Consider the following 17,028-nt stretch of genomic DNA (forward strand, 5'->3'; position numbering starts at 1 on the left):
CTCGCCGCCCACAACAATTTGAACAGGTTTGTGCTGGTGTTGTCGGTCACCACCATTTCGCCCGCATCGGCCCCGATCAGCGGGGCGAGCCGGTCGCCCAGCGTCACGGGCAGATCGAACCAGCCGGCACTGTTCCAGCTCCGGATCAGATCGCCGCCCCATTCGCGCTCGATGACGCGCGCGGCATGGGCCGGCGCGGCATCGGCCATCGCGCCGAGCGAATTGCCGTCGAGGTAGATCACACCATCGGGGATCAGGAACGCATCGCGGAAGCCCGCCAGCGGGTCCGCCTGATCGCGCGCCACGCACCAATCGCGCGTGAGTTTTCCCTGTTCTTCAAGCAGCATTGAAACACACCGTTTTTGTCTGAGACATTTCGCGGATCGCGAAACGCACGCCCTCGCGCCCTATATTCCCGCCCTTCGCCCCGCCAAAGGGCATCGCATCGAGCCGATAATCGGTCGAATCGTTGACCATCACCCCCGCCGCCTCCAGCCGTCGCGCCGCGTGGAGCGCATCGCGCAGGCTTTCGGTGAAGATCGCCGCGTGGATCGCATGATGCGGCGCGTTGGCCCGGTCGATCGCTTCATCAAGTTCGGTGAACGGGAACAGGCTGACGACCGGCCCGAACGCTTCCTCGCACACCAGCGCGGCGGTGTCGGGGGCGTTCTCGATCACGGTGGGCGCGAACAATGCGCCGTCGCGGGTGCCCCCCGTCAGTACCCGCGCGCCCATCGCGCGCGCTTCCTCGATGCGATGTTCGAGCCGCTCGGCCTCGGCCACGCCGATCATCGGGCCGATCCGCGTTTCGGGCAGCGCCGGATCGCCAACCACCAGCCCCTCGGTCGCGGCGACGAAGCGCGCGCGGAAATCGTCATAACAATCGACATGGACATAGATGCGCTGCACGCCGACGCAATTCTGCCCCGCCGCCGAAAACGCGCCGGAAACGCACGCATCGACAGCCTTGTCGAGATCGGCGTCGGCGGCGACGATCACCGGGGAATTGGCCCCCAGTTCCATCGCCAGCCGCTTCGCACCGGCGGCGGTCGCGATCCGCTCGCCGGTGCGCGCGCCGCCGGTGAAGGACACCATCGCGACGCCGGGATGCGCCACCAGCACATCGCCGAACACCTCGCCCCGCCCCGTGAGCAGGTTGAGCGCCTCCGCCGGCAAACCCGCCGCCAGCAGCAGTTCGGCGAGCATCACGCCAACGAACGGCGCCTGTTCCGCCGGCTTGAGGATCACCGCATTGCCCGCCGCGAAGGCCGGGCCGAGCTTGTGGCAAATGAGATTGAGCGGATCGTTGAACGGCGTGATCGCCACGATCACCCCAACCGGCTCGTAGAGATAGAAGCCGCTGCGCGCTTCACCACCGGGCACGCTGTCAAAAGCGAGCGTCTCGCCCGCCAGTCGCACCGCTTCCTCGGCGGAGAGGCGCAGGGTGTTGACCGCGCGCGCCACCTCGCGCGTGGCATGGGCGATCGGCTTGCCGCTTTCCGCCGTGATCGCCCGCGCGAACCGCGCGACATCCCGCGCGAGCGCATCGGCGGCGCGATGGAGGATCGCGGAACGCGCGCCGCTGCTCAGCGCCCGCATCGCCGCCGCGCCGCGCGTCGCGCTCCTCACCGCCTCCAGCGCATCGGGCACGTCGGCGCAGGCGGCAAAGCCGATCACCGCGCCGGTGAAGGGGTTGACGACCGCCATCGTTTTCGCCGCCGACCGCCATTCCCCGCCGATCAGCAGGGTGCGCGCCGCCACATTGGTCTCCGGCGAGCGCGGAGCAGCCGCGATCACTGCTTGTCCTTGCGTAACACCAACCCGTCATATTCGCGGCTGTCCACCAACGCCTCGACGATGCGCGGCCCGTCCGCCGCGAATGCCTCGTCAAGCGCCGCGCGCAACGCCTCGGGCGTCGAGACGGTCGTGACGGGCACGCCGAACAGCGATGGGCCGCCGATCGTCCCCTCCTCGCGCACCGGGGTGCCGTAGATCGGGTTCTGCTTGCGCTGCTGCTTGATGCGGATCAGCGCGAGATCATTGTCGGTCAACACCAGCACGACGATCGGCAGTTTCTCACGCACCGCCGTCGCGAGTTCGCCCACCGTCATCAGGAAGCCGCCGTCGCCGACAACCGCGCAGACCTTCTTTTCCGGTCGGCACAGTTTCGCGGCGATCGCGGCGGGCAGGCCGAAGCCCATCGCCGACCAGCCATTGGTCATGATCTGAAGCCCCGGCGCAGGGGTCGGCCATTTCTGCCCGATCAGATGGGTATGTGCGCCGACATCGCAGGTCATGATGCCGTCCTGCGGCAAAACCTCGCGCAGCACTTCCAGCGCGGCGCACGGCCCCATCGCCCCGGTTTGCGGGCGCATCCGCTGGAACATCGCCGCCTTGCGCGCTTCAAGCTCGGCAAGCGACCATTCCTTGCGCGGCGCCTGCACCGCCTCCAGCGCCGCGAGGCCGGCGGCGATATCGCCTACCACCTCCGCCACCACCGGATGTCGTTCGCGATCCACATCCACCGGCGCGATATCAATGCTGGCAAGCGGCAGCCCGTCGCGCATCCACGATTCGTAATTGAACTCCACGGGGTCATAGCCGATCGCGATCACGAGATCGGCCTCGGCATGAGTCTTCCCCACCTCGTCGCTCAGCGCGTGGAACAGCACCCCGGCGTAATTGGGATGGCTTTCCGGCAGCATCCCCTTGGCCATCGGGGTGAGCACCACCGGCAACGCGAACCGCTCCGCCAGCGCAGCAATCCGCCCCTCGATCCCCAGCCGGGTCGCGCCCAGGCCGATCGCCAGCACCGGCTTGCGCGCCGCGCGAAAGGCGGCGACCAGCGCATCGAGTTGCGCCGCATCGGGCGCGGGCTGCGCGGGGCGGGCCACCGCCTCCCCTTCCGCACCCGCCGGCTCCGCGCTCAAGCCGACCGGCAGGCCGATATGCACCGGGCCGCGCCGCCCCTCCATCGCCACCGCCGCCGCATCGGCAAGGACCGCATCCACGTTCGCCGCGTCGAGCCGCACCGTCTTCTTGGTGATCGGCGCGAACAGCGCCTGATGGTCGATACCCATCTGCGTCACCCGGCCGCGCATCGCCTCGGGCATTTCGTCGGTGAACGCGATCATCGGCGAACGATCGAGCAACGCCCCGCCCACCCCGGTCGAAAGATTGGTCGCGCCGGGGCCGAAGGTGCCGAAGCACACGCCGGGCACGCCGGTCAGCCGGCCGCACACATCGGCCATGAAGCCCGCCCCGCCCTCATGGCTGGTCAGCACGAAATCAATCCCGTCGGTTTCGCGCAGCGCCTCCATATAATCAACCCAGCCGCCACTCGGCACACCGAAGACATGCCGCACCCCCATGTCGCGCAGTTTCCGCACCACCCTGTGCGCAACCGTCTCGCCGCTCATCCCACCTCCTGCGCGTTATGTACCGATCACGGCTAGCGGTTGGGCGGCATGGAAGAAAATACCTCTCTGCGATCCTCTCTATGGCAATTCGATTATAGGAACGGCGGATTTGATCCGCCCTGTGAATAGGAACCCTTTTTCGGCCCCTCGCTGATCGTTGAATTTGATGGATTATTCGTGCCGACCGGCGCCCGGCAATATGCCGGCGCGCCAGCGGCTGGTTTCGTCACCCCGCCCCACGCAGGAGGGCCTGCTTCTTCCGTTACGCGCCGCGCTTTCCCACATTTGATTCCATCACCAGCTTTTCTTTTGGAGACGCAGCTGTCGGTGGAAATATCGCAAACGCTCGGCTGGCCAGCAGGAACGTCCATGTAACGAGGACGAACGGCAACGTCAGCGCAGGCATACCGAAAGGCTCAAATGCGGCAGCGATGGCAGCGGCAACAAACGGGGTGACGATGGCCCCGAACAAGGCATAAAAAATTGCGGATCGGGTTGGCGCGAGGAACATGCTGGTCAGCGCAATGGCGACCAGCACGCTGTTGAAACCGAACGCACCGGCACGGATCGCGCTTTCGGCGGCCCCCATAGCCCATGCGACAATGAGGCCACCCGACGAACCAGCAAGAGCCATTGCAAAAGCCTTCCGGGAAGCCACCAGCAGCCCCGCAAGGAAAAGCAAGCCGGTGACGACATTTTCCTGAAAGAACACCTGCCCGATACCGGACGCCACCCCGTGCGCAATTGTGGATATGCTCACCACACCTTCGACCGTTGCCGATTTCGGTAATCCGGCGGTGGGCAACAGCCCCGTGGGCTCCATGCGGCCGAAGCGCGCGGTCGCCAGAAAGAAGCACAGCGAAACAAGGACGAACGGCGCCGTCAGCACCGGCATTCCGCTGCGATTGAAGGCTGTCAGCATGGCGGCCATCACCAACGTGGAACAGGCAGCGGCAAGGACAACGCAGGCCCAAGTCAGCGGCTCCGGTTGCAGAAAATAGAGGAGGCCTATGCCGACCAGTCCGCCGTTGAAGCCGAACAGGCCATCACGCAGCAATGCTCGATCCGTCCTCAATACCATCGCGGTCAATGTGCTGACCATCGTGCCGACAAGTGCGGCAAGGGCGAACAACCAGGAATTACAGGCGATACCGATCAGGAACAGCAAGCCGGTATAACTGTTGTTCTGGAACATCACCTGACCGAGCCCGCGCTATACGCAGTCGAAGAAGATCAGCAGATGCCGCGACAAGCCCGCGCCTTGGACATCGAGCCCTGTCGTCGAAAAGCGAATGCCTGTCATGGCGCAACCTTCCGCAGCAGCACTTCGGCCTGTGCTGGCATTATCCGCACGATATCGCCTGCAAGGTCAGATCGGCAGACAAACCGTTTGATGATCCGTTCCACCAATACCCGCATCCTGGCACGAACTCTCTCGCGGTGACGCACCTTTTCGAACCGACCAGCGCTGCCACGGTTGACCATTCGGCCTTGGGCGCATGGCCCCGCCTGAAAAGCAAGTCCTATCGGTTATATCAGGCGCTCCATTCACCGAAGCCGTCTATTTGACTTGTTCGTCGAATAACTTCGCCGGATCGCGGGCTGCGGCTGGGAAATTTGGGCTTGGGTAATAAGGCGGCGTGTCCCGCGGATCCTTCGCGGCTGGACAGCCCGCGATTACTGGTCCGTTGGCATAGTTAGTTGATACGCGCTGCGATGCCAGCCCGAACGAGATCGGAGGTTCGCGTGAACAGCACACGCCAGCCATTTTCGATGAGCGCCAGGCCGATCGCTGCCGCCAGATGGCTCTTTCCTCCGCCGGATGGGCCGAACAGGACGAGGTTGGCGCCCTGTTCAAGCCGCATCGCCACACGGAGACCGCATGGCTTCATTTCGCCGGCACTTCGCTCGGCATAGCGGTGCTCACGTCGATTGCTGGCAACGCGCTGTGAAACCGTATGAGCTGGCTGCTGCCGCGCACCCTGGTCTGGCGGATGATCCTGTTCGAAAACCTGTTCGCACTGCTCTATGGTTTTCTCTGGGAACAGTGCTGGCCGACCGGCCTGGAGGCCGGCGCATTCATGCCGGCGGTCCTGAGCGTGACGAGTTGCATCGCCGCCCAGCAGCGCGTCAAGGCGCCCAATCCGACGGCGGCAACCGCTCGCGTCACTGCGCGGTCATGCCGCCATCGACGACGAATTCGGCGCCGGTGATGTAGCTCGCTTCGTCCGAGGCGAGAAAAAGAACGCAATTCGCAATCTCCTCCGGCTTGCCCATGCGCGCCATCGGGACCATCGCGGCGATGCGCTGACGCTGCTCCTCGGGATCGGGCGCGGCAAGCGGCGCGGTCATCCCGGTTTCGATCATGCCGGGATGAACGCTATTGACGCGGATGCCATCCCGCGCGGTCTCCATCGCCAGCGCCTTGCCGAACACGCGCACCCCCGCCTTACTCGCGCCATAGGCATGGGTACGCGCCAGGCCGACGATGCCGCCGACCGAGGAAATGTTGACGATCGACCCGCCATTGCCCGCCTCGCGCATCGTCGCGACCGCAGCGCGCATCCCGAGGAAAGCGCTCGTCATGTTGACGTCAATCTGTCGGGAAAAACGCTCCAGCGTCATCTCCTCGATCGGATAGAGGATCGCCACACCCGCGTTGTTCACCAGAATGTCCAGCCGACCACGATCGGCGACTATACGACACAGCACATCCGCCCATCCCGCTTCGGAGGTAGCGTCATGCGCCAGGCCGATCGCATTCCCGCCGATCTCGGTCGCGCGCGCATCCGCGCCCGCCGCATCGACATCGCCGAGGTAGACCGTCGCCCCTTCTTCCGAAAGCCGGCGAGCGATGGCCTGACCGATCCCACCGACCGACCCCGCGCCGGTTACCAGCGCCACTTTGCCCTCGACTCGTCCTGTCATCGTCAACCTCCTGTGTGAAAAATGTAAAAAGCGTCTGCCGAACGAGATGAGGGGGCACCGCGAACATGCGTCGCCCCTCCCCATCCGATCCGCGGTCGCGATAAGGCGAATGAATCATGATTCTATCACGAACATCATAAATTTCCCGAACATCCGCACAATGGCAGGTTTTGCGCGAGTGAAATTTGCCTGCCGGCGCTCGGCTCAAATAGAAATTGACATGCGTGCGATAAAAAAGTTACCCCATCCCGGCCAGACTAGAAGATCTGCTTTAGGGAGGGGACCATAGCCATGCTGCGTATGGATTGGGCTGCGCTTTGCCCGTCGAAATCCAAAGATTTTTCCGCCTGTTCGGCGCGCGGATTGCTGCTCTGTGCAGCAGCGCCGCTCGCCACTCTGGCGCTGACACCGGGCGCAATCGCGCAAATAACGACCGCCGCGCCCGTCGACAGCGTCGCGGCAGCTCAAACGCCGCCCGTTGCAAATGAGCCCGGCGACGTAATCGTCACGGCGCGGCAGCGCTCCGAAACACTCGCAACCACCCCGCTATCCGTGACGGCAATCGCGCCAGCGCAATTGGAAAATACCAACGCGCTGACGATCCAGGATGTCAGCGGCGCGATTCCGAATCTCGTGATCCAGCAGGTCGGCGCCGGCCCCTCCGCCGCCGCGATCGCGATCCGCGGGGTCGTGTTTGCCGATATCGAAAAGTCCTTCGATCCCGCCGTCGGCGTGTTGGTCGACGGCGTCTTCATCGGCACTAACACCGGACAATTGCTAGACTTCTTCGATATCGGCAGCATCGAAGTGCTGCGCGGTCCGCAGGGCACCCTCTTTGGCCGCAACACGATCGGCGGTGTCATCAACATCCGCCGCACGCGCCCGACCGGCGAGTTCGGCGGCAAGGGCGAAGTCGCCTTCGGCAACTACGGTCTTTTCCAGGCGCGGGGCATCCTGAACCTGCCGATCATCAACGATGTGCTGGCGGTGAAGCTGTTCGAGCAGCACACGCACAGCGATGGCTATTATTACAACGTCACCTTCAAGCGCAGCGAGCCAGGCATCACCGCCGACAATTTCGGCGCCGCATTCCTCCTCACGCCGGCGCCGAATTTTGACGCGCTGCTGACGATCGAGAAACAGACCCAGCGCGGACATACGGTCAATTCGTCAGGAAGCACGACCGGCGATCTGGTCTGCCTGGTAGCGCCCGCCAATCAGTGCAATCGCAACCTGACGACCGATCTGTACACCACCTTCACCGAGTTCGATAACCCCGCAACCTATTCGTCGCCGGCGGCAACTCTCGAAATGAACTGGAACGTAAGCGACAATGTGAAGCTCACGTCCATCACCGGATGGCGCAAGAGCAATGAGCTTTTCTATCAGGATTTTGACGGCACATCGGCGCATCTATACGAAACGATCCGCGATCAATTTTATCGGCAACTATCACAAGAACTTAGACTGTCGGCGAAAATCAGCGATACGTTCGATTTCGTTTCTGGACTCTATTATTTCGATAATCGCTATACCAATCACCAGACGACGTTTCTCGGCCCGATCCTGGGCGGCACCACGGCCAATCAGTTCGCCGAGCAGAATTCGAAATCATACGCGGCCTATCTCGACGCCAACTGGGCGTTTGCGGACCACTTCCGTGTGACCGTCGGCGGCCGTTACACGCGGGACTCCAAGACTTTCCGCAACCGCTTCCCCGGCGCGTTCGACGTATCCGCCAGCAAGGATTGGAACAAATTCACCCCGAAGATCTCGGTCGATTATCGCCCGAACGAGCAGGTGATGCTCTATGCGTCTTACTCGCGTGGTTATCGCGCCGGCGGGTTCAACGGACGCGCCACGTCTATCGTCACGTCGCAGCAATCATATGATCCGGAAACGGTGGACAGCTACGAGGGCGGCATCAAGACGCAGTTCTTCGATCGCAAGCTTTCGTTCAACATCGCCGCATTCAAGACCAAATATGACAACAAGCAGGAATCGATCATCCGTCGCACGCCGCCGGGATCGCCGACCGCGAGCGAAACAGTCGTGGCGAACGTCGCCGCCGCATCAATCAAGGGCATCGAGGCGGATTTCACGGCGCGTCCGATCCGGGGCCTGTCGCTGAATGGCTCGGTCGGCTTTCTGAAATCGAACTACAACGATTTCAAAACGCTTAACCCGCTTACACTCACCCCGGTGGACCTTTCGGGCCTCAGCCTGACCTTCAACCCAAGCTTCACCGGATCAGTCGGCGGCTCCTATACCGCGCCAACAGCGATCGGGGCGATCACGCTGTCAACCAACTACCGTCATATCTCGACCTACTTCACCGCGATCACGCCTGATCCGTCGAACCCGAACCCGGCCGCACCGACACTCAACATCCTCGCCAGCCAGACGCGACCGCTGGATCAGTGGGACATGAGCGTTGCATTGGAGCCCGATCTCGGCACGGGCAATTTCAAGCCGCGGATCAACCTGTACATGCGCAATATCCTCGACAAGCGCGCGATGGCGGCGAACACGATCGTGCCGGGGCTTTTCAAGTCCCCCAGCGCGCGCGAACCACGGACCTATGGCATCGAACTCGGCTTCAACTTCTAACGAGGCTGATCGGGGAGTGATCGGCGGACAGGCGGCGCGAAAGAAGGGGGCGCCGACCGTCCGCCGGTCGTTCGATATAAGGCGAACGACGATGCGCGCGCGACGCATGGTCACATGATCGAGTTGTACCCGGAAAACGAGACCATCCGCGCCATGTATCGCATCGCGCGGAAGGCTCCGAAGAAATGGAACGGACAGGAATTGATCACTCCTTGGAACCACTAAGAGTGATAGCGACGAGCGGAGTCGAAAACCGAGATGACCACGATCGACTATCACGCGAAGATCCGTCTGCTGGTCGCGGTGCGCGGACATCCATTCGATCGCAACGCCTTTGCCGCCTTGTTCAACGATATGCCGGGGATCACGGCCACCTTCGTCGATCAACCGGCGGCGGCGCATATGATGCGCCCGGACTTGATCGACACGTTCGATGCGCTGGTGCTGTATGATATGCCCGGCCTCGACTTCGCGGCGAAACAGCGCGCCGCGCCCGTTCCCCCGCCCGCGGGATTTACCGCGAATTTCACCGCGATGCTCGATCGCGGCATCGGGGTGGTGGCACTTCATCACGCGCTGGCGGGCTGGCCGGCATGGCCCGGATATGCGGAATTGCTAGGCGGCACTTTCCTCTACCGGCCCGGCACATTGCGAGGCCGGAACCGGCCCGATTCCGGCTATCGCCATCAGGTTGCCTATACGGCGGAGGTCGCCGCGCCGGATCACCCGATCATGGCCGATATCCCGCCGACCTTTCCCATGGTTGACGAACTTTATCTCGCCGAGATGTTCGAAGACGATGTGATTCCGCTGTTGCGTGCGCGGCACGCCTTTACGCAGGAAAATTTCTACTCCGCGACCGCCGCGATCGAGGGCCGGATGTTCTCGAACGAGGGATGGGCGCATCCCGAAGGCTCGAACCTGATCGGCTGGGCCAAGCGCGCGGGGAACAGCCCGCTGGTGTATCTTCAGCCGGGAGACGACCAGGTGACGTATGACAATCCCGTCTATCGACGACTTGTCGAGAATGCGATCCGCTGGGTCGCGTCGCAGGCAGCGCGGGATTGGGCGAAATGAGCGCGCGGCTCGGCGGGCGCCATATCCTCGTCACCGGCGCCGCCTCGGGGATCGGCGCGGCGACGGTCGCGCGACTTGAGGCGGACGGTGCCCGCGTGTTCGGCGTGGATCGGGCCGGCGCGGTCGATCTTTCACTCGACGTCACCCAGGCCGGGGCGACCGAGCGGATCGTCGCTGCGGCGGTCAAAGCGATGGGAGCACTGGACGGGCTGGCGCTTTGCGCGGGCGTTTCAGGCGCGGAGAGTATCGACGGGCACAGCGACGATTGGTGGGACGCGGTAATGGCCGTCAACGTGACGGCGGTGTTCCGCACCATCCGCGCCGCGCTCGCGCCGCTGAAGGCGTCGGGCAAGGGGCGGATCGTGACGATCGGCTCGGTGATGTCGAGCTACGGCGCGCCCGGCCTTGTCGCTTATGCCGCGTCCAAGCACGCCGTTCTGGGGCTCACGCGCGCGCTGGCCGCCGAACTCGGGCCGGACGGGATCAATGTCACCTGCATCCAGCCCGGCGCTATCGACACGCCGATGACCGCGCCGGCCTTCACCGCCAACCCCACCTATGCCGCGTTCTGGGAGCAGAAGGCGGCGCTGAAGCGGCTCGGCAAACCGGAAGATATCGCCGACGTGATCGCGTTCCTGATGTCCGACGATGCGCGCTTCGTCAGCGGCTGCGGGATCATGGTGGACGGTGCGGCGATGGCCGCACCGTAGCCGTAACTCGCGTCAGAACTGGACGCGCTTGGTGTATCCGCCATCTACGATCAGGTTGGTGCCGGTGATCCAGGCTGCCGCCGGGCTGGCAAGGAAGGCGATCGCGTTCGCCACGTCCGTCGTCTCACCGAGCCGCTTCACGGCGGTCGCATCCTCGAACGACTTGTACATTTCAGGCGCGCCCTTCCTGATGTCGTCCCAATTGCCGCCTTCGAACCACACCGGCCCCGGCGACACCGCGTTGACGCGAATGCCCTTCGGCCCCCACGCTTGGCTTAGCTGCCCCGAATAGGTCAGCAGCGCGCCCTTGATCGCGTTGAAGGCATTGGGCGCGAAGAAGGTTTCGGTCGCTGCGATGCTGGCGAGGATCACGATCGCGGCCGCCCTTGATTTTTCGAGATACGGCAGCATCGCCTCGCACCCGCGCACGGTGCCGAGCATGTCCATCTTGTAGCAGGCGTCCCAATCCTGCGCGAGCTTCGAGCCGGAGGCGCTGGCCGATGGAATAAAGATATCGCAGCCGCCAAGCTCATCGGCGATTTCGGCCAGCAATGCGGGATAGCGATCGAGATCGGCCAGATCGCCCCGCTTCGCCACCACCTTGCCGCCGTGGCGCGCGTAAGTCGCCGCCGCGTCGTCGATCTGTTCCTGATTGCGGGAAAAGAAGCCGACATCGCAGCCCTCCGCCGCGAGCAATTCCAGCGTGGCACGCCCCGTCCCGCGGCTGCCGCCGGTCAACACCACTTTCAGGCCCTTGAGTTTCAGGTCCATGTCTCTCTCCTCAATATGTTGCGTGGATCGTTGGTTCGGCGCGCTGCTTCAGACGCCTGACATGCCGGCGGTCGCCCCGCCGTCGATCACATAATCCGCTCCCGTCACGAACGCGGCGTCATCCGATCCGAGATACGCGACCAGCCCGGCGATCTCCTCAAGCGTCGCCATCCGTTTCATCGGCGATACGCCCTCCAATACTGCGCGCGCCGCGACCGGATCGGGCGCGCCGGCGATCGCGCCCTCGATCAGCGCGGTCGCGACCACGCCGGGCAGGATCGCGTTGCAGCGGATGCGATAGCCGCGCGCCGCGCAATGCATCGCGATAGATTTGGCGAGCAGGCGGACGCCGCCCTTGGTGGCGGTATAGCCGACATTGCCCGCCAGCCCGAGCATCCCGCTGATCGAACTGTTGAGCACGATCGCCCCGCCCGGTCCGTGGGGATTGTCGCGCATGATGCGGATCGCGGCCTGCGCCGTTAGCATCGGGCCGGTCAGGTTGATCGCGATGATGTCGTTCCACGCCTCCAGCGTGACATCTTCGACATTGGTATCGCCCCCTTCGCCCCCGGCGTTGGCGAATGCGAGATCGAGCCGGCCGAGCGCGCGAATGGCCGCCTCCACCTCGGCCCAGCCATCGCGATCCTCCACCGCGTGGCGCACGAACGTCGCGCCAGTTTCAGCCGCCACTCGCGCGCCTGCGCCCTCGTTGCGCCCGGTGAACACGACGCGCGCGCCCTCGCGCCGCAGCCGCGCCACCGTGGCCTCACCGATGCCGCTTGTGCCGCCCGTGATGAGCGCGACCTTGCCGCGATAACGCTCCATCAGCGCACCTGAAGCACGGTGTAGCCGCGCGACACGAAGCGCCATTCGCCATCGTCATCGCGGCGCAGATCATCGTCGTAGCGCCCCGAGACAAACCGTTCCGCCCCGTCGGTCTGCTTGAGCATTTCCAGCATGTAGCTGCGCGCGGTCGCCGTATCGCCGTCGATCGAGACCGCGCCATGCGCCACATACATGCCCGCGCGCTCAAAGCCGGCCATCAGCTTCACCCACAGATCGGATATCGCCTGCCGCCCCTCGGCGCGATGTTCGCCAACCTCCCAGTGCGCGTCGGCGGCCCAGCATTCGGCGTAATCCGCCAGATCATGCCTGAACACCGCGTCGTTATAGGCTTCGATCCGCTCGCGAATGGCGAGACGATCGGCGACGCTGCCGGTGAACCCGCGCATCAGATCACCACCGCGAAATGCGCCTGCGGCGTGCCGGCTGCGTCATAAACCTGCTCCACCGCGTCGCAGCGATACTTCTGCGAGCGCGCCCGGATCAGCCCGGATTTGTCGACATGATCGCGCATCGCGGCATAGCTCGGATCGCGGAAATGGCCGGCGAGCGCATCCTCGCTCTCCCATTCCTCATAGACGTTGACGCGCCCCGGTCTGGCTGGGTCGAGCGACCAGTCGTAGGCGATGCAACCCTTTTCCGCGCGCGAAGCCTCGATCAGCGGTTGCGCGTCAAGCAGCGCCTGCCGTGCGCCGGCAGGCTCCAGATCAATGACGGCATTGATGATGACCGGCACGGATTCCTCCTCGTCAGGTTCGTTTGAGTTGCCCGCCCGCCGCGATCGTGGGGCGGGTGATGAGTACGGCGGCCAGCGCGACGACGATGCCGCCCGCGAGCGCCAGGAAAGGTATCGTGAAATCGTCGGCAGCCAGCACCTTCGCGCCGGGATCGAGCAGCACCATCGTCACCGTGGCGCCAAGGCCGGTGCCAACCTGCTGGGCGGTGAAAAGCAGCGCGGTGCCCACCCCTTGCTCGCGCGGGGCGAGCGGTGCGGTCGCCGCCTGCATCATGACGATGAAGGCGGTGACGCTGCCCAGCGCGCAGATCACCATGCCGGGCGCAATGCTGGTGGCATAAGGCTGCCCCATCGACATCGCGAGCCAGGTGAGCCCGGCCAGGTTAATCAGCCCCGCCCCCAGCACCGCCGCCCGCGCCGGGGCTCGCGCCAGCAAGGTCGGGGCGAGCTGCCCCGCCGCGATCACGGCGAGCGCGTAAGGCATCGCCGCCAACCCCGCCAGCGCGGGGGCAAAACCTAGCACACGCTGCATGTATAGCTGCGAAAGAACGAGCAGCCCGCCGACCGCCGACATGAAAAGGGTAAGCGTAAAAGCGGAAAGCGCGAACATCGGCCTCCGGATCAGCGCGCCGGGCACCAGCGGCGCGGCGACGCGACGCTCGATCGCGACGAACATCGCGATCATCACCCCCGCGCCGGCCAGCATCCCAAGCGTCGCAGGCGACACCCCGATCCGCCCGAGCAGCGCGATCCCGCCGACCAGCAACGTCATCGCGATCGTCGCGGCAATCGCGCCCGCGCCGTCGATCGCCTCGCCGCGCGTCGTCGCAACCTTGGGCAGCCAGGCCAGCGCCATGGACAAGGCGATGCCCATGAGCGGGACATTGACGAAGAACGCACCGCGCCAGCCGAATGTCGAGACGATCCAGCCACCGACGAGCAGCCCGATGATGAGCGACAGGCCCTGCGTAATCCCGAAAATGCCAAGCGCGCGATGCCGGATCGGCCCATCCGGCAGGAAAGCCGTGATAAGCGCGAACGCGCCGGGCGATAGCAGCGCCACCGCCAGCCCCTGTGCAACACGCGCGGCGAGAACCAGTGCGAAACCCGGCGCGAGGCCCGCCGCCAGCGACGCCGCCCCGAACAGCGCCAGCCCAACGGCAAGCGCGCGGCGATGTCCGTAGCGATCAACCAGCTTGCCGCCCACGATCAGCGTGCCGGCCAGCGCCAGCGTGTTCGCGGTGACGACCCAGCCCAGCACAGCGGGCGATACGCCCAGATCGCGCCCGATCGAGGGCAGCGCGAGGCTGACAATGGCGAAATCCGCCGTCAGGATCAGCTTCGTCAGCGCCATCAACGCGATCACGCGCCGGTGGTGTCGGGCGTCGCTCGCCTCCATCGCCTCCTCCCGCTATCGTTCGCGCCTGATACGCGATAACATGCACAGCGTTATATATTTTGCCGAACAACACAAGGAGAAGATGATGCCGACAAACCGCCGCTTCCTGCTCGAACGCCGCCCGAACGGCGTGCCGGCCCTCGCGGACTTCCGCTTGGCGGAAGCACCCGTCCCGGTGCCGGGGGACGGCGAGTTCGTGGTCCGTACCATCTATGCCTCGCTCGATCCGGCGATGCGCGGGTGGCTGGACGATGCGCCGTCTTACATGCCGCCGATCCCGCTGGGTGACGCGGTTCGCGCCAGCACCGTTGGGCGCGTGGCCGCCTCACGGAACGCGGATTTTCCCGACGGAGCATGGGTCAGCGGGCTCGGCGCGATCGAGGAATATTCCTTGGCGCAGGCTGGCGGCTTCATGCGGCGCGTCGATCCCGATGCGGTCCCCTCCCCTTCCAATTATCTCTCGGTGCTCGGCGCTGTTGGCATGACGGCCTATTTCGGCGTTGTGGATGTGCTGGCGGCGAAAGCGGGGCAGACGCTGCTGGTGTCGGGTGCTGCGGGCGCGGTCGGCTCGCTGGTCGGGCAGATCGGCAAGATCCTGGGTTGCCGCACGATCGGGATCGCCGGTGGGCCGGAGAAGATCGCGCGGCTGACGCGCGACTACAAATACGATGTCGGCATCGACTATCGCGGCAAGGATCGCGTGACGCTGGAGCGGGAAATCCGCGCCGCCGCGCCGGACGGCGTCGATCTGGTGTTCGAGAATGTCGGAGGCGACATCCTGGATGCCACCCTCTCCTGCCTGTCTCCCCATGCAACGATCGCGCTGTGCGGCCTCATCAGCGAGTATAATTCGCCGGAGAAGATCGGCGCGCGCCAATTATGGCAGTTGATCGTCCACCGCGCGTCGATCCGCGGTTTCCTCGTGTCCGATTATCTCGCGCGGTTCGAGGAAGGTGGTGCGCAGATGGCGGCGTGGATGCAGGAAGGCAAGCTCCGCTTCGACGAGCATATAGATCACGGCATCGAGAATGCGCTGCCCGCGTTCCTGCGCCTGTTCGACGGCACGAATGAGGGAAAGATGATCCTCCAGATCGGCGAGCCCTGACCCGCGCGATGATGGGCACAGTCGCGCCGATCACGTCGATCGGCGCGGCAACGTCCGCCTCTTCAGTCGTTCATCCACTTTTCCAGATTTTCGTGAAAATAGCGCACCCGCCGCTCCTGCCACGCCAGATATGCCGATCGAGGTGGCCGACAGCCGATGCCGCGCATCGTAAACTGCGCGCCGGCGCCATTCGAGGCGCGCGCGACGGTGAATTGCGGAGTGGAAGCGGCGATCTTCTCCAGGCTGGTCAGGTCGCGCTTCTGGATCTGTTCGCCGCTGATCGCCTGCACGGAAACAGGAATGTGCTGCACGCTCTCGGCCCGGCGCCGCGCTGTAACGACGACATCCTCAAGGCCGCCGACCTACGGCGCGCGTGCGATCGTGCTGGCAGTCGCACTCGCAGGCGGCGCGGCTTCTTATGCGCTCGCCGGCATCATCAGGCAGGTGAACATGGATCCAGCGAGCTGGCAGCTCCGCGACCGAGCAAACGCCGTCACCCCATCTCCTCTCCGACAATCGCCTCATGGGCAGCCACGTTTTCGCGCGCGGAAACACGCGCCTCAAATTTGAGGGAATGCGCAATTATTTTGCATTGCGCATTCCTTTTTGTGCTCAGTGGACAAATCCGTTCGCGCAGGGCAGATATGATACATGCCGCAAACGGAAACCCGCGGCGCGCTCGACGCGCACCCCGACAAGCCATTGCTCTATTCGAGCCCGCTCATCCTGGAGCGGCGACGGCGGCTGCTGCGCGAGGCGCGGAAGATGATCGCGGAAGGCGGCGTCGAGAATTTCAGCGTGCGCCGCCTGTGCCAGCGCGCCGAGGTTGCCCAGCGCACCCTATATAATGCGTTCCACAACAAGGATCGCGTGATCGCGCTCGCCATCCGCGAGGCATATGACGAGTTCAACCTCAACGTCCGCTACCGCACCGACCTGAATACCCTGCCCGGCGTGCTCGACCGCACGACCGCAATAAACCGCCGCAACTTCCGCGTCCGCAACTACACCAAGGCGGTCGTCGCAATCTATTTCGCGCCCACCACGCCGCGCGATGTGTGGGAAACGCTGCGCGACATGTCCGTCCATGCGATCCACGAATGGCTGGTGGCGATGCAGGCGCGCGGCGAATTGCGACAGTGGGTCGATATCAATCACTTCGCGACGACAATGGCCAATGTGCAATATTCGGTCATCAACGACTGGTGCCTCGGGCGCCTGTCGGACGAGGAATATCTCCCGCGGTTGGCGGAGAGCATGTTGCTGCTGCTGATCGGCGCAGTCCAGGGCGCGGTGCGCGAGGAGGCGGAAGCGTTCCTGATCGACATCCGCCGCTCCGGCGAGGTGCCGAAGTTCCCCAACGTGGTTTGGGTGCCTCAACCCGTGGCGGCGGAACCGGCTGCGCAAGCCGAGGTTGCGGCGAAATAGAC

General features: G+C 64.5%; 15 protein-coding genes and 3 pseudogenes. 6 read left to right on the forward strand and 12 right to left on the reverse strand.

The features are described 5' to 3' along the window. The 5 genes and pseudogenes from Q0316_RS18820 to Q0316_RS18840 all read right to left on the reverse strand — a co-directional run. Positions 1 to 347 (reverse strand): annotated as a pseudogene (locus tag Q0316_RS18820) (kynureninase); the annotation flags it as partial. Next, positions 337 to 1,797 (reverse strand): aldehyde dehydrogenase family protein, encoded by a 1,461-nt coding sequence (locus Q0316_RS18825; RefSeq protein WP_298675365.1) that lies wholly within the window; start codon positions 1,795 to 1,797, stop codon positions 337 to 339. The pseudogene Q0316_RS18820 and the gene Q0316_RS18825, both read right to left, overlap by 11 nt. After that, positions 1,794 to 3,419 carry a thiamine pyrophosphate-binding protein gene (locus tag Q0316_RS18830; RefSeq protein ID WP_298675368.1) on the reverse strand — a complete coding sequence of 542 codons (1,626 nt, stop codon included), beginning with the start codon at positions 3,417 to 3,419 and terminating at the stop codon, positions 1,794 to 1,796. Before Q0316_RS18830 ends, Q0316_RS18825 begins: the two co-directional genes overlap by 4 nt. 262 nt (positions 3,420 to 3,681) lie before the next feature. Further along, positions 3,682 to 4,620: pseudogene (locus Q0316_RS18835) on the reverse strand (urea transporter); the annotation flags it as partial. Between the two features lie 523 nt (positions 4,621 to 5,143). Continuing rightward, positions 5,144 to 5,278 (reverse strand): annotated as a pseudogene (locus tag Q0316_RS18840) (ATP-binding protein); the annotation flags it as partial. Positions 5,279 to 5,377: 99 nt separating this feature from the next. Between Q0316_RS18840 and Q0316_RS18845 the strand changes: the two are divergent. Continuing rightward, the gene (locus Q0316_RS18845; protein WP_298675371.1) at positions 5,378 to 5,632 is read left to right on the forward strand and encodes a hypothetical protein; all 255 of its coding nucleotides are present in this window, start codon (positions 5,378 to 5,380) and stop codon (positions 5,630 to 5,632) included. On the opposite strand, the gene Q0316_RS18850 is transcribed toward Q0316_RS18845, so the two are convergent. After that, positions 5,586 to 6,347: an SDR family NAD(P)-dependent oxidoreductase gene (locus tag Q0316_RS18850; protein WP_298675373.1), complete on the reverse strand. Its 762-nt coding sequence runs from the start codon at positions 6,345 to 6,347 to the stop codon at positions 5,586 to 5,588. The two genes, Q0316_RS18845 and Q0316_RS18850, sit on opposite strands and share 47 nt — an antisense overlap. A gap of 300 nt (positions 6,348 to 6,647) precedes the next feature. Here Q0316_RS18850 and Q0316_RS18855 point away from each other — a divergent pair, with 300 nt between their 5' ends. The 3 genes from Q0316_RS18855 to Q0316_RS18865 all read left to right on the forward strand — a co-directional run bounded on the left by Q0316_RS18855 (position 6,648) and on the right by Q0316_RS18865 (position 10,744). Then, entirely contained in the window at positions 6,648 to 8,957 is a 2,310-nt protein-coding gene (locus tag Q0316_RS18855; protein WP_298675794.1) for a TonB-dependent receptor, read from the forward strand. 258 nt (positions 8,958 to 9,215) lie between these two features. Next, a complete protein-coding gene (locus Q0316_RS18860) occupies positions 9,216 to 10,034 on the forward strand; it encodes a ThuA domain-containing protein (protein WP_298675376.1) in 819 nt (272 codons plus the stop codon). Beyond that, entirely contained in the window at positions 10,031 to 10,744 is a 714-nt protein-coding gene (locus Q0316_RS18865; protein ID WP_298675379.1) for an SDR family NAD(P)-dependent oxidoreductase, read from the forward strand. The genes Q0316_RS18860 and Q0316_RS18865 overlap by 4 nt, the downstream gene beginning before the upstream one ends. Before the next feature lie 12 nt (positions 10,745 to 10,756). Here the strand turns inward: Q0316_RS18865 and Q0316_RS18870 are convergent, their stop codons facing one another. Genes Q0316_RS18870 through Q0316_RS18890 form a run of 5 tightly spaced genes read right to left on the reverse strand, consistent with a single transcriptional unit; the run spans position 10,757 to position 14,493 of the window. Further along, positions 10,757 to 11,515 (reverse strand): SDR family NAD(P)-dependent oxidoreductase, encoded by a 759-nt coding sequence (locus tag Q0316_RS18870; RefSeq protein WP_298675381.1) that lies wholly within the window; start codon positions 11,513 to 11,515, stop codon positions 10,757 to 10,759. A 48-nt stretch (positions 11,516 to 11,563) separates the two neighbouring features. Beyond that, entirely contained in the window at positions 11,564 to 12,340 is a 777-nt protein-coding gene (locus tag Q0316_RS18875) for an SDR family oxidoreductase (RefSeq protein WP_298675384.1), read from the reverse strand. Beyond that, complete coding sequence (locus Q0316_RS18880; RefSeq protein ID WP_298675387.1) at positions 12,340 to 12,747, reverse strand: nuclear transport factor 2 family protein; 408 nt, start codon at positions 12,745 to 12,747, stop codon at positions 12,340 to 12,342. The genes Q0316_RS18875 and Q0316_RS18880 overlap by 1 nt, the downstream gene beginning before the upstream one ends. Next, a complete protein-coding gene (locus tag Q0316_RS18885; protein WP_298675389.1) occupies positions 12,747 to 13,094 on the reverse strand; it encodes a putative quinol monooxygenase in 348 nt (115 codons plus the stop codon). Before Q0316_RS18885 ends, Q0316_RS18880 begins: the two co-directional genes overlap by 1 nt. 13 nt (positions 13,095 to 13,107) lie before the next feature. Then, on the reverse strand, positions 13,108 to 14,493 hold the full coding sequence (locus Q0316_RS18890) for an MFS transporter (protein ID WP_298675392.1): 1,386 nt from the start codon (positions 14,491 to 14,493) through the stop codon (positions 13,108 to 13,110). Positions 14,494 to 14,578: 85 nt separating this feature from the next. Between Q0316_RS18890 and Q0316_RS18895 the strand changes: the two genes are divergently transcribed. Then, a complete protein-coding gene (locus tag Q0316_RS18895) occupies positions 14,579 to 15,598 on the forward strand; it encodes an NADP-dependent oxidoreductase (protein WP_298675395.1) in 1,020 nt (339 codons plus the stop codon). A gap of 62 nt (positions 15,599 to 15,660) precedes the next feature. Here the strand turns inward: Q0316_RS18895 and Q0316_RS18900 are convergent, their stop codons facing one another. Further along, positions 15,661 to 15,909, reverse strand: coding sequence for a Plug domain-containing protein (locus Q0316_RS18900; RefSeq protein ID WP_367179708.1), 249 nt, complete (start codon positions 15,907 to 15,909; stop codon positions 15,661 to 15,663). Between the two features lie 340 nt (positions 15,910 to 16,249). On the opposite strand from Q0316_RS18900, the gene Q0316_RS18905 reads away from it, so the two are divergent. Then, complete coding sequence (locus tag Q0316_RS18905) at positions 16,250 to 17,026, forward strand: TetR/AcrR family transcriptional regulator (RefSeq protein ID WP_298675397.1); 777 nt, start codon at positions 16,250 to 16,252, stop codon at positions 17,024 to 17,026. The last annotated feature ends 2 nt before the right edge of the window (positions 17,027 to 17,028 follow it).

This window comes from uncultured Sphingomonas sp. (assembly GCF_937871615.1).
Classification (GTDB): Bacteria; Pseudomonadota; Alphaproteobacteria; order Sphingomonadales; family Sphingomonadaceae; genus Sphingomonas.